The 19,366-nt window shown below is 59.6% G+C and carries 14 protein-coding genes; 7 read left to right on the top strand and 7 right to left on the bottom strand.

Going from position 1 to position 19,366, the window contains the following annotated elements; all coding sequences use genetic code 11:
* Positions 1-16 precede the first annotated feature (16 nt).
* On the top strand, positions 17-385 hold the full coding sequence (locus AB1Z34_RS00750) for a DUF3017 domain-containing protein (protein ID WP_005510063.1): 369 nt from the start codon (positions 17-19) through the stop codon (positions 383-385).
* A 6-nt stretch (positions 386-391) separates the two neighbouring features.
* Here the strand turns inward: AB1Z34_RS00750 and AB1Z34_RS00745 are convergent, their stop codons facing one another.
* The 4 genes from AB1Z34_RS00745 to AB1Z34_RS00730 all read right to left on the bottom strand — a co-directional run bounded on the left by AB1Z34_RS00745 (position 392) and on the right by AB1Z34_RS00730 (position 7,050).
* Positions 392-1,528 (bottom strand): homoserine O-acetyltransferase, encoded by a 1,137-nt coding sequence (locus AB1Z34_RS00745; protein ID WP_070595947.1) that lies wholly within the window; start codon positions 1,526-1,528, stop codon positions 392-394.
* A gap of 45 nt (positions 1,529-1,573) precedes the next feature.
* Entirely contained in the window at positions 1,574-2,896 is a 1,323-nt protein-coding gene (locus AB1Z34_RS00740; protein ID WP_048731554.1) for an O-acetylhomoserine/O-acetylserine sulfhydrylase, read from the bottom strand.
* Positions 2,897-3,572: 676 nt separating this feature from the next.
* Entirely contained in the window at positions 3,573-5,795 is a 2,223-nt protein-coding gene (locus AB1Z34_RS00735; RefSeq protein ID WP_367157755.1) for an NADP-dependent isocitrate dehydrogenase, read from the bottom strand.
* Positions 5,796-6,060: 265 nt separating this feature from the next.
* Positions 6,061-7,050 (bottom strand): molecular chaperone DnaJ, encoded by a 990-nt coding sequence (locus AB1Z34_RS00730; protein WP_070604440.1) that lies wholly within the window; start codon positions 7,048-7,050, stop codon positions 6,061-6,063.
* A gap of 395 nt (positions 7,051-7,445) precedes the next feature.
* Between AB1Z34_RS00730 and AB1Z34_RS00725 the strand changes: the two genes are divergently transcribed.
* Both AB1Z34_RS00725 and AB1Z34_RS00720 read left to right on the top strand, forming a co-directional pair.
* The gene (locus AB1Z34_RS00725) at positions 7,446-8,756 is read left to right on the top strand and encodes an MFS transporter (RefSeq protein ID WP_367157754.1); all 1,311 of its coding nucleotides are present in this window, start codon (positions 7,446-7,448) and stop codon (positions 8,754-8,756) included.
* A gap of 43 nt (positions 8,757-8,799) precedes the next feature.
* The gene (locus AB1Z34_RS00720; RefSeq protein WP_070603504.1) at positions 8,800-9,756 is read left to right on the top strand and encodes an exodeoxyribonuclease III; all 957 of its coding nucleotides are present in this window, start codon (positions 8,800-8,802) and stop codon (positions 9,754-9,756) included.
* Positions 9,757-9,784: 28 nt separating this feature from the next.
* Here AB1Z34_RS00720 and AB1Z34_RS00715 read toward each other — a convergent pair whose 3' ends face one another.
* Positions 9,785-12,472, bottom strand: coding sequence for a DUF6541 family protein (locus AB1Z34_RS00715; RefSeq protein WP_367157753.1), 2,688 nt, complete (start codon positions 12,470-12,472; stop codon positions 9,785-9,787).
* 190 nt (positions 12,473-12,662) lie between these two features.
* On the opposite strand from AB1Z34_RS00715, the gene AB1Z34_RS00710 reads away from it, so the two are divergent.
* The 3 genes from AB1Z34_RS00710 to AB1Z34_RS00700 all read left to right on the top strand — a co-directional run bounded on the left by AB1Z34_RS00710 (position 12,663) and on the right by AB1Z34_RS00700 (position 15,334).
* Positions 12,663-13,094: a hypothetical protein gene (locus AB1Z34_RS00710; protein ID WP_016422144.1), complete on the top strand. Its 432-nt coding sequence runs from the start codon at positions 12,663-12,665 to the stop codon at positions 13,092-13,094.
* Between the two features lie 96 nt (positions 13,095-13,190).
* Complete coding sequence (gene trpS / locus AB1Z34_RS00705; RefSeq protein ID WP_049171954.1) at positions 13,191-14,246, top strand: tryptophan--tRNA ligase; 1,056 nt, start codon at positions 13,191-13,193, stop codon at positions 14,244-14,246.
* A 62-nt stretch (positions 14,247-14,308) separates the two neighbouring features.
* On the top strand, positions 14,309-15,334 hold the full coding sequence (locus AB1Z34_RS00700; RefSeq protein ID WP_016422146.1) for a YhjD/YihY/BrkB family envelope integrity protein: 1,026 nt from the start codon (positions 14,309-14,311) through the stop codon (positions 15,332-15,334).
* Here the strand turns inward: AB1Z34_RS00700 and AB1Z34_RS00695 are convergent, their stop codons facing one another.
* A complete protein-coding gene (locus AB1Z34_RS00695) occupies positions 15,335-16,585 on the bottom strand; it encodes a D-alanyl-D-alanine carboxypeptidase family protein (RefSeq protein WP_193394157.1) in 1,251 nt (416 codons plus the stop codon).
* A 156-nt stretch (positions 16,586-16,741) separates the two neighbouring features.
* On the opposite strand from AB1Z34_RS00695, the gene AB1Z34_RS00690 reads away from it, so the two are divergent.
* The gene (locus AB1Z34_RS00690; RefSeq protein WP_367157752.1) at positions 16,742-17,971 is read left to right on the top strand and encodes an adenosine deaminase; all 1,230 of its coding nucleotides are present in this window, start codon (positions 16,742-16,744) and stop codon (positions 17,969-17,971) included.
* A gap of 30 nt (positions 17,972-18,001) precedes the next feature.
* Here AB1Z34_RS00690 and AB1Z34_RS00685 read toward each other — a convergent pair whose 3' ends face one another.
* Complete coding sequence (locus tag AB1Z34_RS00685) at positions 18,002-19,243, bottom strand: hypothetical protein (RefSeq protein WP_038627792.1); 1,242 nt, start codon at positions 19,241-19,243, stop codon at positions 18,002-18,004.
* Positions 19,244-19,366: the final 123 nt, after the last annotated feature.

Genomic DNA, 19,366 nt, shown 5'->3' with positions numbered 1-19,366 from the left:
CCAGGAGGAACAACTCGTGTCGAAAAGGGAAATTGCGCAGCGTGCCCGGCGGGAAGATCTGCCGGATCCAATGCTGAACCCGCACAGCCCGAAGACCCCGCCGCCGGGGGCATCGTGGCCAATGTGGGTGCAGTATACGATTTACGGCGCGCTCTTTTTCGGCATGTCCGCCTTCGTTGTGTTCCTGGGGCTGGAGCGGTGGCGACGTGCCACATTCATGCTGGGAAGCACAATGATGCTGCTCGGCGTGGCTAGGCAGTACCTGCCGGACAGCATTTTAGGTGTGTTCTCTGTGCGATCCCGGGCCTTTGACCTATGGTTTTGCTCCATAATCGGGATGGGAATCGTATTCCTTGCAGTCAGCGTGGATGCGCTGGGAAGCTAGCTGACATTAGCTGACATCGCGGGCGAGGAAATTACGCACAATCGAATCCACTCGTTCGAACTCCGTCAAGAATCCGTCGTGCCCCACGGCGGATTCAATCTTTTCTAGCCCCAAGCAGTTGCCCAGATTGCGGGCGAGGTGCTCCTGCTGGTGGAAGGGGTAGAGAATGTCTGTGTCCACACCGGCAACCATGGTCGGCACGGTTGACGAGTGCAGCGCCTCGTTGAGGCCACCGCGACCACGGCCAATATTGTGCCGATTCAAGGTATCGGTGAGCACGACATACGAGCCGGCATCGAAACGCTGAGCCAGCTTCTTCGCCTGATGATCCAAGTAGCTTTCTACCTGGAATCGATCTTCCGTGCGCATCGCGCCCAACGGATCCTCACCGGGCTGCGCTGCCGCGCCAAAGCGGTCATCCATCTCCAGCTCGCCACGGTACGTCAAATGCGCGACCCTGCGTGCAAAACCCAGACCTCGGGCCGGAGTCACACCGCGGTCGTAGTAGTCGCCGCCATGCCAATCGGGATCGGACTCAATGAATTGAATCTGCGCAGACTGAATACCAATCTGCCAAGCAGACGCACGTGCGCCGACACACATCACCAATGCCTTGCCGACGAAATCCGGGTGCATCAGTGACCATTCAAGTGCGCGAGCCCCACCCAGGGAGCCACCAATGACAGCTTGGAGGCGGGAAATTCCCAGTTCTTGCAGCGCCAGGTGCTCCACCGTCACCGTGTCGCGCACGGAGATTGCGGGGAAGCGAGAGCCCCAGGGCTTGCCGTCGTCCGGATGTGGACTGGAAGGGCCGGTTGTACCGCGACAGCCACCGATGACGTTGGTGCAGATAATGCAGTACTCGTCGGTATCCAGTGCGCGGGCAGAGCCAATCATCCCGTTCCACCAACCCGCAGTCGGGTGGTACTCATCCGAGGGGCCGGAAGCGTGGGCGTCGCCGGTTAGAGCGTGCTCGAGGAGGATGACATTCGAGCAGTCGTCGTTAAGCCGACCCCAGCGTTCGAACTCGACAGTGACGTCGGGGATGACCGCGCCAGCCTCGGTTGTGACATCGCCGATAAAGACACGCCCCGGCTCGCCCTCGGGTGGGAGGGCGGCCGGGGTAGATGGGGAAAAGCTCATGCCTTATAGACTACTTAGTCCGTTCTGTGTCTGTGTACAAACGGTCTACGCGAGTGCTGCGAAGCCGCCCTCGAGATCGGCGATGATGTCATCGATGTTCTCGATACCGACAGAGAGGCGAACGGTGGCCTGGGAAATGCCGGCGCGGGTCAGACCCTCCTCATCGGACTGGGAGTGGGTGGTGGTGGCCGGGTGGACAACCAGCGAGCGGACGTCGCCGATGTTGGCGACGTTGGAGTGCAGCTTCAGAGCGTCAATAAACTTCCAAGCCTTGGCGGTGTCGGCATCCTTCAGGTCGAAGGAGAGTACGCCGCTGGCGCCGGAAAGGCCCAGCTTGTTCAGCGTCTCGTACCACGGGGAGCTCGGCAGGCCGGCGTAGTTGACCTTGGCGACCAGCGGGTGGTTCTCGAGGAACTCAGCGACAGCCTTGGCGTTCTCATTGTGGCGCTCGATGCGCAGAGCCAGGGTGTCGAGGCCCTGAGCCAGAACCCAGGCGTTGAACGGAGCCGGGGCAGCGCCGGTGTCGCGGAGAATGCCAGCGCGAGCACGCAGTGCGAAGGCCGGGGCGCCCAGGTCGGCGAACTTCAGGCCGTGGTAAGCCTCGTCGGCCTCGGTGAAGTTCGGGAAGATGGAACGGCCGTTGCGGGTCTGAGTCCAGTCGAACTTGCCACCGTCGACGATGACACCGCCAAGGGAGGAGCCGTTACCAGTCAGGAACTTGGTGGTGGAGGAAACCACGACGTCAGCACCGTGCTCGAGCGGGCGCAGCAGGGCCGGGGTCGGAACCGTGTTGTCGACAATCAGCGGAACGTTGTTGCGGTGTGCAACCTCGGCGATGGCAGGGATATCGAGGACGTCGATCTGCGGGTTGGCGATGGACTCACCGTAGAAACCGACGGTGTTGTCCTGAACTGCTGCCTGCCAGGACTCCGGGTCATCCGGGTTCTCGACGAAAGTGCAGTCGATGCCAAGGCGCGGCAGGGTGACCTTGAACAGGGTCTCAGTACCGCCGTAAAGGCGTGGCGAAACGACGAAGTGGTCGCCTGCACGAGCCAGGGTGAGGACAGCAGCGGTCTCAGCTGCCTGGCCGGAGGAGAACAGTACGGCAGCGACGCCGCCTTCGAGGCTGGCGATGCGCTGCTCGACGGCATCCACAGTCGGGTTGGTCAGGCGGGAGTAAATCGGGCCTGCATCCGAAAGGTTGAAGCGGTTGGCAGCGTGCTCAGCGGAATCGAAGACGTAGGAGGAGGTGTTGTAAATCGGCAGGTTGCGCGCGGAGGTCTGTGCGTCCGGAGCGAAACCGGCGTGAATAGCGCGAGTGGACAGGCCCCAGTTGGCGGCGTTGCTGTTGTCGTACTTGGTGGTCATTTCAGATACTTCCTTGCGGTTTTTGAGATTGTTCAAAACGTTGCTTACAAACAATAGTGAACCAAGCTGTCTATTGCAAAGTTTTGGAAAAACCCAAGGTAAGAGGGTGTGTGTATCTGTGTCGAGAGTGCTATAGCCCGCTTAGTACGGATTGGCTTGATTGGTTCTGAGGACGTGGTCGGTTGCGGGGGTGGGGTGTGTAGGGAGCTGTGGCTAGTTGTGTGTGGGGCTGCTGCGTATAGGGGGCGTGGGTGGCGCGTGGTGGGTGGCGCGTGGCGAGTGGTGTTCGACGGGTGGCGGTTTGCCGAAGGAGTTACTGACTACCTTTATGACAGTTTCAATGCAATTTTCTGGGCAAAAGTGTCATAAAGGTAGTCACTAACTCATGGGGTGAGGCACTGCGGTGCCGGGGCATCGGGCGCTGCGGTGCCGAGTGTCGAGGTGAGCCAAACAGGGGACTGAGTATGGGCGAAGGGTACCGTAAAGCGCCGAAAAGCACTGGGTACTGTCAAGACCGTTACGGAAGTCAGGGCATAGAAAAAGCCCCTCGCGCCATGTGCATCAAATGCAACATGAGCGAGGGGCTATCGCCCGAAACCGGCGGTCAGCCTAGGTCGGCCTAGACCAGCCTGGGCCAACCAGGTCAGCCAGACCAGCCAGGAGCAAGCAGCTAGTCCTACTTCTTCAGACCGTCGATGATCTCGTTGAACTCAGCGGACGGACGCATAACTGCGGAGGTCTTCTCATCGTCCGGCAGGAAGTAGCCACCCAGATCAGCTGGGGAACCCTGAGCATCAATCAGGGTCTTGGCGATGGACTCTTCCTTCTCCGTGAGAGCCTTAGCGACCGGTGCGAAAACTTCCTTCAGCTCGGAGTTCTCGTCCTGCTTGGCCAGCTCCTGTGCCCAGTAGAGAGCCAGGTAGAAGTGGGAGCCGCGGTTGTCGATTTCGCCAGCCTTGCGGGACGGCGACTTGCCCTCGTCGAGCAGGGTAGCGGTTGCCTTGTCCAGGGCCTCAGCCAGGACGCGTGGACGTGGGTCGTCGTCATGCTCAGCGGCGTAGCGCAGGGACTCGGCCAGTGCCAGGAACTCACCCAGGGAGTCCCAGCGCAGGTGGTTTTCTTCCTGAACCTGCTGGACGTGCTTCGGTGCGGAACCGCCTGCGCCGGTCTCGAACAGGCCGCCCCCGGCCATCAGCGGCACGACCGACAGCATCTTGGCGGAGGTGCCCAGCTCCATGATCGGGAACAGGTCGGTGAGGTAGTCACGCAGAACGTTACCGGTTACGGAAATGGCGTTCTCGCCGCGGCGGATGCGCTCGAGGGAGAACTTGGTAGCGGACACCGGATCCATGATGCGGATATCCAGACCCTCGGTGTCGTGATCTGCCAGGTACTCGTTGACCTTGCTGATCAGGTTGTTGTCGTGTGCACGCTGCGGGTCCAGCCAGAACACTGCAGGGTCGCCAGTGATACGAGCGCGGTTAACGGCCAGCTTCACCCAGTCGCGGATTGGGGCGTCCTTGGTCTGGCAGGAGCGCCAGATGTCACCCTCGGCGACGTGGTGCTCAATCAGAACCTCGCCAGCGGAGTTGATGACCTGCAGGACACCGTCAACCGGAATCTGGAAAGTCTTGTCGTGGGAGCCGTACTCCTCAGCCTTCTGAGCCATCAGGCCGACGTTCGGGACAGAGCCCATGGTGGCCGGGTCGAAAGCGCCATTGGCGCGGCAGTCCTCGATAACAGCCTGGTAGACGCCTGCGTAGGAAGAGTCCGGGATGACTGCGAGGGTGTCGCGCTCCTCACCATCCGGACCCCAGCCCTTGCCGCCGTTGCGGATCAGGGCCGGCATGGAAGCGTCAACGATGACGTCAGACGGAACGTGGAGGTTGGTGATGCCCTTATCGGAGTTGACCATGTAAAGGGCCGGACCTTCCTTCAGGTCCTTCTCGATAGCGGACTTGACGGCCGCCGCAGTAGCGTCGTCAAGCTTGTGTAGACCATCGAGCATGGCGCCCAGGCCGTTGTCCGGAGTCAGGTTGGCGGCAGCCAGCTTGGACTCGAACTTCGGGAAAACAGATGGCAGGAAGGCCTTGACAACCTCGCCGAAGATTAGCGGGTCGGAGACCTTCATCATGGTGGCCTTCAAGTGGACGGAGAACAGGATGTTCTCGCGCTGTGCGCGACGGATCTGAGCGCGCAGGAAGTTGTCCAGGATGTGGACGTTCATGCCCGTGCCGTCAATAATCTCGCCCTTGAGGACCGGCATGTCCTTCTTCAGGGTGATGATCTGGCCGTCGTTAGCCTCGAGCTGGTAGGTCAGCTTGTCGTCGGCCGGCATGACAACGGACTTCTCGTTGTGGCGGAAGTCGTTGGAGGCCATGGTGGCGACGTTGGTCTTGGAGTCTGCGGACCAAGCGCCCATGCGGTGCGGGTGCTTGCGGGCGTAGTTCTTCACCGGCTCCGGAGCGCGGCGGTCGGAGTTGCCCTCACGCAGTACCGGGTTAACGGCAGAGCCCTTGACCTTGTCGAACTTGGCGCGGTCGGCGGTCTCTTCCTCGCCTTCCGGCTGCGACTTGTACTTCGGAATGTCATAGCCCTTTTCCTGCAGCTCTGCGACAGCGCGCTTAATCTGCGGGACGGATGCAGAGATATTCGGCAGCTTGATGATGTTGGCGTCCGGCTCCTTGACCAGCTTGCCCAGGGCTGCCAGCGCATCCTCTACCTTCTGCTCGTCCGAAAGGCGCTCCGGGAACTGAGCCAGAATGCGGCCTGCGAGGGAGATGTCGCGGGTTTCAACATTGACACCAGCCTGGCTTGCAAATGCCTCCACGATTGGCTTCAGCGAGTAGCTCGCCAGCAGAGGGGCTTCGTCAGTACGGGTCCAAATAATTGTCGCCATAATTCATGTCTCCTATCTGTTTTGTTCCACGATAACCCAGTTTTGAATCTTGGGTTGTGTCGGGGCATAGCGCAAAAACAGTGATAGTGATATGAATAACGCAATTATGTGAGGTAAGTCACGAAATGCGCAATTATTTGTCGCTTATTCGCCGCTTTTCATTCCATTTTTCGCTTTACGACGGCCCCCGCGCTCAAACCCTTCAAATACGAAAAACCGCGCTGGGGTGTCGTGCACGCCGGCGCGGTTGTTCAGGGCAGCCTAGTTAGTTCTGCGTATTGTTCGGAGGATTGTTCTGGCCGAACTGGTAACCCTGAATGTTCTGAGACTGGGGGTACTGCGGAGCATAGCCCTGCCCCGGCGCCGACTGGGTAGTCCTGACCAGTTTCTGGCCGCGGAACCATGCGCGCATGTCCTTGAGGAACATAAGAACGCAAGCCGCGATCAGCATGGCACCTGCGAGGAAGAGGACTACATCCACCCAGGAGCTCAAGAACAGGAGGGGGATGATGGTCATAGCCAACGCCAGTGGTGCCACGGTGACGCAGAAAAAGATTGGTGCCGTCGAGTCTTCACCGCGGAGGATGGAGTGAATCCAGTATGCGGTCAAGGTGACAAGCATCATTCCCAGCAGTAACAGGAGCGGAACAAGAACGAGGGCGGCTGCAGCGCCCATAATGTAGCCGATGTCATCCCAAGAATCACCCAACGATGACTCTAGGCTGCCGAGATCGTTGGCGCCCTGGATGCCGAGCGTGATTGCGTACAGAACTGCGATGATGCCAATCAGAGTTGAAAAACCGACCAAGCCGGTAGTGATTCGGGGGATGAGTGGCATGCGCTGCCACATGTTCTGCAGTGTGGCGTTTGCAGGCAGCGGTGGTACATCCGTGGTCACCGTGGTGGTTACTGTCGCAGGACTGGTTTGAGTCGGGGCGGACCACTGTGCTTGCTGGGTTTGCGTCTGGAACGAGGATTCCTGCGCAGTGGGTACCGGGCGATTTGCCAGCTCGCGCAGCGTCGCGATGGTGATGGTGGCGTTCTCATCGGACAGCAAAGCGTCGTATTCGCGACGACGTCCCTCATCGCCAAGCACCTGCAGCGCAGTGAGCTTCTCCTGGAACTCGCCGGAGTACTCCGAGACGCCAGCATCTCGCAGTTCGGAGAGCTGATTAGAAAGATTTGCATGGAGTTCTTCGGTGCTGGCTGCGCTATCCAGCTTCAGAGACTCGTAGAGGTTATAGCGGTCGCCCATAGTGGATCAAGATCCTATCGGTATTGCAGTTCGAAATATCTTTTAAAACAATTTACCCGGTAGCTAGTACGGAAGCATCGAAGACCCGGAGCGCTCGATGGGTAGGAAGTCCGTGGCGCTCGGAGGGAATGGTAGTCCTCGGCAAACAATGCCGATTGCAAAATGGTTTAGAAGAACTTGAGTGAGCGACTTCCACTAATGGCCGTAGATGTTATTCCGCGCACAAATACCCGGGGAACAGGCGGATTAAATAGCGAAATTTTTGTGTTGCGGAGTAGAGTCTCATTTTTCCCTTGCGGCTCCCCTCACGGTTTTGGGAGCCCGTCTTGGGTCGAAAGTCGAGGGGAACTGAGAGTCCACCAACTGGCGTAAGAAGAGAAAAGGAGACGGTCGCAATGACGTCGTCAAGCGAAGTAACAACCCACAACGACGACCACAAACCGCGTGCGCGTCGTGCGGGAGCGTTTAGCTCGCATCGCCGTCCTGTTCCGGTGCAGGACGACATCTCTGATCTACGCCGAATCTTGGTGATTGTGGCTCTGTCGGTCGGTGCATTCGGCATCGGCGTTACCGAGTTTGTGGCCATGGGCCTGCTGCCTTACATCGCTGATGCCTTCGGACGTGATGAGGATGCCGCAGGGCGCATGATTTCGATGTACGCACTCGGTGTTGTCGTGGGCGCACCCCTAATTACCGTGCTGACCGGCTCGATTCCGCGCAGGCGCATGCTCCTGCTGCTGATGGCGGCATTTACCATCGGCAATGGTGCCACGGTTTGGGCAGGCACACTGGGCTCTTTCGAAGCAGTCATGGTCTCGCGCTTCATTGCCGGTCTGCCGCACGGCGCGTATTTCTCGGTGGCGGCGCTGGTGGCGGCCTCCCTGGCTAAGCCGGGACAGCGCGGCAAGATGGTGGCTCTGTCGGGCGTGGGGTTGTCGGTGGCGACTGTGATTGGTGTGCCGGCCGCGCAGGTGCTGGGACAGATTTACGGTTGGCGCAGCGCCTTCGCGTTTGTCGCGGTCATCGGGCTGATTGCATTTGTTTCGCTGTGGTTCGCCGTGCCGCATATGAACCGCATGCCGAAGACACGTCCGATGGATGAGCTCTCGGCTCTGGTGACACCGCAGGTGCTGCTGACCGTCGCGATTGGCACCGTTGGTTTCGGCGGCATGTTCGCGGTTTACACCTACATCACCTGGACTATGACTCGCGAAGCGGGCATGAGCGAAAACCACATCTGGATTGTGCTGATGGCCTACGGCATCGGCATGGTTGTCGGTACTTACATCGGTGGCTGGCTCTCCGACCACATCGGGGAGTGGGGCATCATGGTTGCGCTGGTGCTGATGGTAATCATGCTCAGCGTCTTCTACTTCACCTCACAGAATGCTGTGCTGGGCACGATCAACTTCCTCCTTATCGGTCTGCTGGGATCGGTATTGGTGCCTAATCTGCAGACCCGTCTGATGGATGTCGCCGGTCGCGCACAGACGCTGGCGGCAGCACTCAACCAGGCCGCATTGAACATGGCCAACGCATTCGGAGCGGCGCTCGGTGGTTGGGTCATTGCGTCCGGTTATGGCTACCGCGCACCGGCTTTGGGCGGCGCGACGTTGGCGATGTTGGCTATCTTCATCGCTCTGCCGACCATTGTTCTTTACCGCCGCTCACAGGCGAAGAAGGCCGAGCGCATCGAACTGCGCTAGGGGTCTTCAAGGCGTAGTGCACGCATAGGTAACGTATGAGGGCATGAGCCTTACAATCGCGACAATCAATGTCAACGGCATCCGCGCCGCCGTCAAGGAGCGCAGCGAAACCAATCTGGGATTGCTGGAGTGGCTGAAGCACACCAGTTCCGATGTCGTTTTGCTGCAGGAAGTCCGCGCCACCGACGACCAGGCACGCAAGGCCCTCGCGCCCGCTTTCGATGCCGGATGGCATTGGGTCGGTGCTGAAAACCTGGGTGCCAAGGGGCGCGCCGGCGTGGGCATTCTCTCGTGCTTTCCGCTTAACGACGTCCAGGTGGGCATCGGCTCCGAGGAGTTCGAAGAATCCGGTCGGTTTATCAGTGGTGTTGCCCCGGCAGCGGACACCGGCCTGGATGTGGATGTCCAGATTGCCAGCCTCTACCTGCCCTCTGGTGCCGCCCTGAGCGAGAAGCAGGATGAGAAGTACCGCTTCCTCGATGCCTTCTCCGACTACCTGGCCGAACTGGGTGCCAAGGGGCGCGACGGTCACCACGCAGTCATCGGCGGCGACTGGAACATCTGCCACCGCGAACAGGATTTGAAGAACTGGAAGACCAACCGCCGCAAGAGCGGTTTCCTACCGCAGGAGCGTGCCTGGATGGACTCGGTCTTCGGCTGCTGGCCCGATGAGGTTCCCCAGGATTCGCAGGTACAGGCCAGCGACAAGGAGCTGGAATCCGGTGCCTTCTCCGATGGTTCTGTGTGGGAGGCCCCGAAGCTCAATGCAGATCCGGTGTGGTTTGATGTCACTCGCCGTCTGCACCCAGAGGCTGACGGTCCCTGGTCCTGGTGGACCTACCGCGGTAAGGCGTTCGATACCGATGCCGGCTGGCGGATCGACTACCAGGCGGTAACCGAACCAATGCTCAAGCGTGCCGTCAGCTCGGTAGTGGATAAGCCTGCCGCCTACGACCTTCGCTGGACGGACCACGCGCCGGTGATCGTGGAGTACGCCTAAACCCGGCATACGCCTAACCCCGAGCGGACTAGTGTGCTCCGACGTCAGCGAACTCTGGGATTATCTCAGGCTCGGGAGCAGTTACGAGATGCCGGTTCTGCCGCAACATGGAGGCGATGCCGTCAACGATGGCGTCGGCCCATTTGTCCTGCATAGCGGGGTCGGCCAAATCGCGGGTGAGTTTTTCAGCGCCCACCGCTCCCAGCGATAGCGCAATTGTCGGCGCATGTGGCCGCGAACTCTGGTTCACCGCCACTGCCGGCGCCAGGCCGGTGCGAAACTCGGTTGGCACCCCGTTTGTGCTGTAACTGCTGTGCGGATTGAAACCTCGGTACACCATTCCGTCGCGCACACCCGCCGCCAACTGCCAATCGGCAGGAGCATCGTCCTCAGGTTCGAGAGACTTCACCACAGCGGATACCGAAAAGCCACGATCGCCGATGTTATCCCCAGAAAGAGTCTGGCCCTCTGATGAGCGACCGACGATTACGGTGGCTGCGCTCGCCGTGTCGTCGGCAAGCGAATGTGCGCCAACGATTGCGCCGCGCTGACGGAGCTTGTCGCTGGCGCGTTGCACGATGCTGTCGATGTGAGCGGAAGTATCCCCACTCAAACGCAGCGCGCGAGGCAGGTCGGCGTTGATAGCCTCGATGGCCTCGCGGCGAGAGTCGACGGTGATGTGCGCGCCGGCGAGCGGATCGACAGCCTCGTCAGGGGAGGGGACGATCGGCTGGCGCGGAGGCATCCACAGCGGATTGGGGCGCGCCGGGCGGTGTGGGGAACTGTTGACAACAGCGTGCAACTCTTCAGGTGAAAACATCTTGTTGACCGCGAAAATCATCACCGAACTGTCGTGATACACAGGCGTGAGCCCCGGCGCGTGCCATGCCCAGGAACGCATCGACAGCGCCTCCGTGCCATCCGTGTTCACACCCGGCGGGGAACTAATGATGTAGTGCACTCCCAATTTCTTCGCCATGGCATCGAACTCTGGATGTGAGCCCAGCAGGTCAACGTTTATCGGCAGCTTGTTGCTCGCCTCGGCAGTTTTGTCAGAGAAGGAGAAATGGCGGAACAGGGTCGGCAGTCCGGCGATGGCATACATCCACGCAGAACCGTCACGACGGTCATTGAGAATATGCCCCTCAAACGCATGCGGCTGTGCGGACAGCCAATCAATAGCTTCCATGTCCGCAGCGGTCACAAACGTGCTTCCGAAACTCTGGCGAATTGCCTCGCGCTGAGCAGGCCCACTCGCCCAGGTCGCAGGCACAATCGCCAGTGCCGCTACGAGCCCCATCGCCAGCGCAGGATTCCACGACTTGGTCGGCTGATCTCGCTTTGCGACGATCCACTGCGCCGCAGCCACAATCCCGACAACGGCAGCCGCGACTGCGTAGCCGACCAGCACTGCGCGCAGAATTCCCATAACCGCCTGCATGCGGTACGGCATGTCGTAGAAGAAAGTGCCAATAAACTTCAGATAGGTGCCGAACGGCTCAGACCAACGGGACTGCGCACTATCGGACACCACAAAGAGCAGCCCGAAAACCAGTGCCGGCCACGGCGCCCATGGGCTGTCTGGCAGGCGAGAGACAAGCGCCACCACCAGGCCGATGAGCACAAGAACCAGAACAGTCCGGGAAAAGATGGGCTCGTCAGCATAGCGGGAAAACCCAATCAGAGTTCGCCACAGTGATTCGGAGCGGGAAATCTCAATTTGGCCGGTAAAGCCCGCAACGGATTCGCCTTGCCCCCTCGCGGACAAAGCTGCCGGGAGAGTCATCACCAGTGAGAGCGCTCCGATAATTAGTGTGCGAGCGAGGCCACTGACACTCGGTTGGGTGATCAACCACAAGCCAACAAAGAGCACAGCAGCAATTGCGCCGGCCGGGTGGGTGATAAACGTGCCGACCAGGGCAAGCGTAGCGGGGACAATATAGCCCCGCATGGTCAAAGCCGCAGCGATCGGCAAAGTGGCCACCGCGAGCAGATACGGCATGGAGGATGTGCGCCAAAGAGCCGCCCAAATCTCCGGAAGCATCAGCGTCGCGACGGCAGCTGCGGGACCGGCATAGGCCGCCCACTTAGGGCCAACTGCGGTGCGGGCTAGCACCGCAGTTGCTGCGGGAACAAGCAGCGCCGGGGCCAAGAACGCAAACACGTTGGAATCGAGGAAGACCGAGCCGGGCAGCAGCCCCGCCATGGCATGCCAGCCGGTGGGGTAGAACATTTCGGCCCCGGTCTCCTGATTCATCAGGTCACCGGCCGCGGTGGGCGAGGCTATTGCATGCTCGTCAATGAACCGGAGGAAGTTGGTATGCCAGAGCATGTCCCAGGCTTCGCGGATAGCGCCGGGGCCGCCAGGGACGTCGTTAAGCACGAGCATGGCGCGCATCGAGCCGACTACCGTAACTCCGACGACAATCATCGCGGTGACAACGCCGGAATCGAAGCCGTCTTCGGGCGTTGCTCGGGGGACGAATCTGCGCACCAGATAGCCAATAGCACAGAACCATGCCCACATGCCGGCCACGAAGAGCCAGGTGTAATCCAGCCCGAGCGCGTGAGACAACCATGCGGAAAAACCGGTCACACCCAGCATTAATGGGCCGGCAGATGCCAACGCGAGCGTGGGACGTAGCCCACTGGCCCAACCGAGAACTGCGCCTGGGACCAGCAGGATGAAGACGGCAACCGCAATGGCAGCGAGCATGGGACTCCTGACGGATAAGAGAATTGAATTAGTCCAATAATACCTGTGGGTTAGTTCGGCACTTGGGACGCGAGCGCCTAAGATTTGAAGAAGGACTGATGGGACTTCAGCCGCTGTAAAACCCAAGCGCGAATCTGCGCGGGACTTGAAGCGAGCTCGGTGCGGACCAGGAAAGGAGAGGACATCCCCAGTGAAAAACGGCGAGAGCGATAACAAGCGGCACCAGATGGCCGATTTGGAAGCCATCGCACGGAGTCTGCAGAACGACCCTGGCACTGCTGTCAATGTCCCAGTGGTCGTGACTTCCGGTGTCATTGTTGCGTTTATCGTGCTGTCTTTTGCCTACGCGTGGCCACTGTGGATTTCCCTCGGACTCATTGTTCTGCTGGGAGCCGTGATGGTCGTGTCCTACACCCGTAGGCCACCCGTAGCCCCGCTCGAGTTGACCCAGGGGGAGCGTGAGCGTGTTCGCCGTGTTCTCTCTGAACACGGCATTCGCCCAGCGATCACGTTGGTGCGCGCACTGTACCCCGAGGAATCGCCAGCCGCTGCGGCGCGCACCGTCAAATTGCTATCCGATCGAATGCTTGTGGAGCAGGGGGACGAGGGGCGTCGGGGCTAGCTTTTGGCAGTCGGTTTCCTGCAAAAGCCCGTGGTGTTGTCGAAACGGGTACGTCGTCGACTCTCAACTGCGGGCCTCGCGCTAGACTTATTGGCTATGAGTGAAAGCAAGGGTCCTGAGGCAACTAATCCTGCACCGAGTGCTCGTAAGCAGCGCGTTCTGTCCGGCATTCAGCCGACCGCAGATTCCTACCACCTGGGCAACTACCTGGGTGCATTGAAGAACTGGATTAATCTGCAGGATGACTTCGACGCTTACTACTTCATTCCAGACCTGCACGCCATCACTGTCGAGCAGAATCCGAAGGAGCTGCGTCAGCGCACTATCGCAGGTGCCGCACAGCTGATTGCACTCGGTATTGATCCGGAGAAGTCGGTGCTCTTCGTGCAGTCGCATGTGCCCGAGCACGCGGAGCTCGGATGGGTGTTGACCTGCTTGACTGGCTTTGGTGAAGCCAGCCGTATGACGCAGTTCAAGGACAAGTCCTCTCGTCAGGGCGCGGAACATACCTCCGCTGGTTTGTTCGCGTACCCCATGTTGATGGCTGCCGACATCTTGCTCTACCGCCCACAGCTGGTGCCGGTGGGGGAGGATCAGCGCCAGCACCTCGAACTGACGCGTAACCTGGCGCAGCGCTTCAACTCCCGCTACAAGAAGACCTTCGTGGTGCCGGATCCACACATCATGGAAGGCTCCGCGAAAATTTACGACTTGCAGGATCCGACCTCGAAGATGAGCAAGTCGGGTGCAAATCCGAAGGGCATTATTAACCTCTTGGACGACCCGAAGGTCTCCGCCAAGCGCATTCGCTCGGCCGTTACCGACAATGACGGAGAGATCCGCTTCGACCGTGAGAACAAGCCGGGCGTTTCCAACCTGCTGGTCATTCAGTCGGCGTTGACCGACAAGCCTGTCGACGAGCTCGTTGCCGGCTACGAAGGCGCTGGCTACGGCCAGCTGAAGGCTGATACCGCAGATGCGCTGGAGGCATTCACCACGCCACTGCGTGCACGCTATGAGGAGCTCATGGCCGATCGTGGTGAGTTGGAACGGATCCTGGCCGAAGGCGCTGACCGTGCCCGTGAAGTTGCCGCCAAGACACTTGCAGATGTGTACGAGCGAGTCGGGTTCCTGAAGGCCGCCAACCGTTAATTCAGCTGTAGACTCTGCGCTTCAGTCTCCGTACCGAAAGCTGGCACGTTAAGGTAGGGGACATGGCAACCTCTACTCAAAAAGATCCGAAGAGAACGGACCGCTATGGCATCGAGCGTGTACACGCCGATGAACCGAGCGCAATCGACCGCCTCCGCGAAAAGTGGGCGTGGTTCGATCACGTTATGCGGATGCAGGAGCGCTACTCCGAGCAGGGTGGCAACTTTTTTGCCGCCGCTGTCACGTACTTCTCCGTGCTGTCGATTTTCCCCCTAATCATGACGGCATTTGCCATCCTCGCGCTTGTGCTGCGTGGCAATGAGCAGCTGCTTGAGCAAATCCAGTCCGCTATCACCGACTCCATCGATGGGTCGATGGGCGACACCATCAACGCAATTATCGAAGGCGCGATCGATCAGGCAGGTGGCGTCTTCACCGTCGGTTTCATTGCCACCCTGTGGTCGGGTCTTGGTTGGATGGGCAACCTCTCCAACGCAGTGACACAGCTGTGGAAGCGCCCGCTGGGCGCTAGCAACTTCGTGGTGGGAAAGGTTCGCGACCTGCTGCGTCTGCTGGGCATGCTGGTTATGATCCTGCTGACCTTCGCTGTCACCGCAGCCGGCTCTTCCGGACTGACCCAGTCCCTGCTGGACAAGATTGGTCTGGCTCATGTCCCGGGAATCACAATTATTGCGGGATTGATTGCCATCGCCATTGGTCTCGTTGCCAACTGGCTGCTGTTCTTCTGGATGCTCGCTTTCCTGCCGCGCGGGGGCGCCCCGTTCCGCTCTGCGGCAAAGGGTGCGATTATCGGTGCGATTGGCCTTGAGGTTGTCAAGCAGCTCGGTAGCGTTTTCTTCTCCAACGCCCTGTCGAACCCGGCCGGTGCAGTTTTCGGTCCGGTCATCGGTTTGATGGTCGTTTTCTACCTCATCTGGCGCATCACTATGTACGCCACCGCCTGGACGGCGACGACCGAAGAAGCGCTTGCCGACGAGGAGCTGGATGCACCTGCTCCTGCTGTCATTAACGTCCGTGCGGAAGCGGCCAACCCGTCCGGATTGAACCGCCTGCTCGGTTCGAAATAATTAGCCGCGATCGCGTCTGCCGAAGCGGTAGGTGACCATCGCAATCAATGCGATGACACCTACGATGGCAGCGCTGACAGTAATTTTTAGCCCGGTTCCTGTTGACTCGTTGTCCAGGATATCGGGCAATTTTTCTACCAACTTATCCTCAGTCGCTTCCGCTTCGAGGACACCGACAGAGCTGTCCTGCGGTGCCGCGAAGCCGGCGTCGAGAAGCGATGCCGCCTGCTCCCAGGGGCGCGGTGAATCCTCCACAGTGACGTCGAGAACGATGACGCCGAGACGACGGCCATCGCGCTCAGCCACCCCAGCGAAGGTGTGACGGGCATCGTCGGTAAAACCAGTCTTGCCTCCAAGGGCGCCGGGGTAGTCCTGGGCAATCAGCTGATTGTCGTTGGCGATTTCGAAGTCATCGACCTCGAGAGCCTTGTCTCCGGGGATGGTGGCCAGGCGGGTGGCCGAGAGCTTGCGATAGGTCTCATTGTTGAATGCGTGCTGGAAGAACAGTGACATGTCGTATGCCGACGTCATCTGTCCCGGAGCATCGAGACCAGTCGGGTTGACCACTCGCGTATCCGTCGCCCCCAACTTCTTTGCCAGGGCATTGACCTTCTCTGTGGTCTTATCCATGCCACCAAGTTCGCGAGCCAAGGCGTGGCCGGTGTCGTTGCCGGAGTTAAGCAACAGACCAGTCAGGAGCGTTTCTACCGAGTAGTTCACGTCCTCGACGATGCCGACACGAGAGCCCTCCATGTTCGCGTCCTCGAAGGTCGCCTTGACTGGGGTGTCGAGCTTCAAATTCTCGATTGCCTCCATCGCCAGCAGCACCTTAATAATCGATGCCGGACGGTAGCGGCCGTGCGGGTCCTTCGCCGCAAGGACATCGCCGGATTTCAAATCGAACACCGTCCATGCAGAGGCGGAGAGGTCCTTCGGAACGTCAAACCCCTCACCGCTGACAATGCCGCAGGCGGACATCTTGCTACCTCCAGCCGGCTTTTGAGGAACCGGAAGTGGAGCGGGAGATGTTTCGCCGGGAGCCGGAACCTCAGAGGAATCCACTGGTGCTGGTGGAAAGGTCTTGTAGGGGCAGCCCTCCGTGTCACGGATATCAGGTGCGGGACCGACAATCGGGGCGTCGTCGGTAAGCGAGGTGCTCTGCGCCATGGCTGCGGGGGCGGTGCTCGGCAGAAGCAGAGCGCTGGTAGCTAGCAGCGTAACGGCAGATGAGAAGCGGCGAGAGGGAAACATGATGAGATAAGGGTAGTAAAACGTCACCCGAAATGACGTATTCGTCGTGTGTGGATGGGGGAAAACGGGGGAGCGGAAGCCTTTGTACAAAGCAGAATTACGATTCACCGGCAGTGAAGTAGAAGCGGAGGGCACAATACCGATAGTCTGGCCATTATGACTAATTCTTTGCACAGTGATGCTCAGTCTCTGGACACACAGTCTTCGGCATCGAATCTCGATGAGATGCGCAAGGTTGTCGCCAGCCTGCCCAAGGTACTGCTTCACGATCACCTCGATGGCGGCCTGCGCCCGCAGACCGTTATCGACCTGGCCGCGGACTGCGGTTACACCGATCAGTTGCCCACCACCGACGTGGATGAACTGGAGAAGTGGTTCATTGATACCGGCAACTCTGGCTCGTTGCCGAGCTACCTGACCGCCTTCGCGCACACCTGCGCCGTCATGCAGACCGCTGAGTCGCTGACGCGCGTGGCGCGTGAGGCCGTCGAGGATCTGGCCGCCGACAACGTCGTCTACGCTGAGCTGCGCCTGGCTCCGGAAAACCATTTGGAAAAGGGCCTGGATATGCAGGCTGTCATCGACGCGCTGGTCGAAGGCCTGGCGCAGGGTGAAGCCCATGCCGCCGCTGAGGGAAAGCACATCACCGCACGTCTGCTGGTCTGTGCGATGCGCCAGAATGACAATTCCAAGGAAGTCGCACAGCTGGTCATCGACAACTACGGGAAGAACTCCGACGGGTACGTTGTCGGTTTTGACATCGCTGGACCGGAAAACGGCTTCCCACCGGCTAACCATGCCGAAGCATTCACCATGCTGCGGGAAAACCTCATTCCGGTCACCATTCACGCAGGTGAAGACGCCGGTGTGGATTCGTTGCAGGACGCTGTCGTGCAAGGTGCTCGCCGCCTGGGTCACGGCGTGCGCATCTACGAGGACTTCGGTGCTTCCCTCGAGGGCATCGAATGCCAGGAGGTTGCCTCCGCTATTCGTGACCGCCAGATGCCGCTGGAAATCTGCCCGACCTCCAACGTTCAGACTGGTGTCTGTGACAGCGTTGCGGATCACCCGTTCTCGCTTCTCGACGATATGAGTTTCGCCTGCACGGTCAACACGGATAACCGTCTGATTGGTGCGACTTCCATGACCCGGGAGTGCATGGAGTTGGTGGAGAACTTCGGTTACGGCTACAGCGAGCTGTTCGAACTGACCTCGAATGCGCTAAACAATGCATTCGTGGATCTGCCGACCCGCGAGCACATCATGGACACCATTATTTACCCCGCTTACCTGCAGCTTATCGACAACAGCGACGAGGACATCGAAACTGATGTCAACGGTGCGGGTTTCGGTGCCGAAGACGAGCTGAACCTGACGCTGGACTAGCCAGCGCCGGCCAGCTTTGCTGGGTGGGAGCTAGATCTTGGTCGTAAACCGAGCGGCCAAGTCCTTCTCCAGCTGCCTCCAGCCCTTGGCCTCATCGTCGTAAGGCGGAACTGGCTCGGACAGCTCTCCGGTGTCCAGCAGGAAGTTCAGCAGCCACTGCAGCTGCTGATTGCCCGCCAGTACCTCGTTCACGGCATCATCACCAGCCCAGTCAGCGGCATCTGCGAGTAGCTCGTACGCGCGGGCGAGCTGGGCGGTGTCCACGGCGTTCGGGCCCTTTTCAATATCCTCGGCCAGACCGGTAAACGAGTACTCATTGTCCTCGTGCACCACGGCCTCTAGCTCACCTGCGTTGGCTGCAGTGATGATTTCATCCCACGTCGTCAGCGCCGACATGTCGTGATGCTTGTTCTCCAGCAGCCAACGTACCATCGTGCGTGGCTGCGAGAACGTGTGAATCTCACCGGCGCTGCCCAGGAATAGCGGGCGACGCCCCATGTAACAACGCAAGGTGTAGAGCGTGCGGCCAGCGATGGAGATCTTGATCGGGTCGATGCCAGCGTTGGCCCACACCGTCTGATCGTACGGATCGCCGGCGGTCTCCTCTGCGGCCTTCTTTTCCTCTTCGCGCTTCTTCTCCGCTGCTTCACGACGCTCACGCTCCGCGGCCTCTGCTTCCTTTAGTGCGACTGCAGCAGTGGTTTCAGACTCTTCATCGATGTTCGGAGTATTTGCGCCGATGGCGTCGATAGCGTCAATGCAATTGTCCCAGTTGGTCAAGATGACACTGCCGATAGCTGACCACTGAGCGGCGCCACCGCCCTGGAAGTGATCAGCACCATTTTGTGTGGCAGCCAGGACAGAGTGAGAGGCGAACATCTGGTTGATCGGATTGAGATCCGCGATCGCACCAATCGAGCGAGTGATGGCAAGAATGCGGTCTGCGCGCGAAACATGGTCGTAGTCGGCCCGGCCAGCCAAAATTTCTGGCAGCCCAATCAGGTCATAGCGGTGGCGTGGCGCCGCGATGGCCGCTCCCGGTAGCTGCTGGTTGAAGTTGCGCCAGCTGGGGTGCTGCGTGAAGTCGTGAGGAGCATCCGACTGAAGGAAAGCCAGGAGCTTTGCCGCTGATGAGAACAAATAGATGTCATCGCCGCGGCCGAGCAGAGCCTGCCACTCGGAGCCACCTTCACGCCAGCTTGGAGCCCACAACGTGTAAAAGGTGCCCGAGGTCAGCTCGAGTTCGATAGGAACGATGCCTTTCCTGGCCATAGTTTTCGTCGCAGCCCTTCTGCTTGTCGGTGATTGTTAAAACTCAAAAATTGTCATACCTGCAGCGCCCCCACGGGTGGCAAGTTTGCGTAGTCCTATCTTAGAAGTTTTACGACGCAGATA

Source organism: Corynebacterium sp. 045007 (genome assembly GCF_040743205.1).
GTDB classification, from domain to species: Bacteria; Actinomycetota; Actinomycetes; order Mycobacteriales; family Mycobacteriaceae; genus Corynebacterium; species Corynebacterium jeikeium_D.
This window is presented reverse-complemented; position numbering and strand designations above follow the sequence as displayed.

Bases quoted from the DNA above. Each gene is read 5' to 3' on its own strand.
- AB1Z34_RS00745 (WP_070595947.1), bottom strand. From the start codon at position 1,528: ATGAGCTTTTCCCCATCTACCCCGGCCGCCCTCCCACCCGAGGGCGAG.
- AB1Z34_RS00740 (WP_048731554.1), bottom strand. From the start codon at position 2,896: ATGACCACCAAGTACGACAACAGCAACGCCGCCAACTGGGGCCTGTCC.
- AB1Z34_RS00735 (WP_367157755.1), bottom strand. From the start codon at position 5,795: ATGGCGACAATTATTTGGACCCGTACTGACGAAGCCCCTCTGCTGGCG.
- AB1Z34_RS00730 (WP_070604440.1), bottom strand. From the start codon at position 7,050: ATGGGCGACCGCTATAACCTCTACGAGTCTCTGAAGCTGGATAGCGCA.
- AB1Z34_RS00725 (WP_367157754.1), top strand. From the start codon at position 7,446: ATGACGTCGTCAAGCGAAGTAACAACCCACAACGACGACCACAAACCG.
- AB1Z34_RS00720 (WP_070603504.1), top strand. From the start codon at position 8,800: ATGAGCCTTACAATCGCGACAATCAATGTCAACGGCATCCGCGCCGCC.
- AB1Z34_RS00715 (WP_367157753.1), bottom strand. From the start codon at position 12,472: ATGCTCGCTGCCATTGCGGTTGCCGTCTTCATCCTGCTGGTCCCAGGC.
- trpS (WP_049171954.1), top strand. From the start codon at position 13,191: ATGAGTGAAAGCAAGGGTCCTGAGGCAACTAATCCTGCACCGAGTGCT.
- AB1Z34_RS00700 (WP_016422146.1), top strand. From the start codon at position 14,309: ATGGCAACCTCTACTCAAAAAGATCCGAAGAGAACGGACCGCTATGGC.
- AB1Z34_RS00695 (WP_193394157.1), bottom strand. From the start codon at position 16,585: ATGTTTCCCTCTCGCCGCTTCTCATCTGCCGTTACGCTGCTAGCTACC.
- AB1Z34_RS00690 (WP_367157752.1), top strand. From the start codon at position 16,742: ATGACTAATTCTTTGCACAGTGATGCTCAGTCTCTGGACACACAGTCT.
- AB1Z34_RS00685 (WP_038627792.1), bottom strand. From the start codon at position 19,243: ATGGCCAGGAAAGGCATCGTTCCTATCGAACTCGAGCTGACCTCGGGC.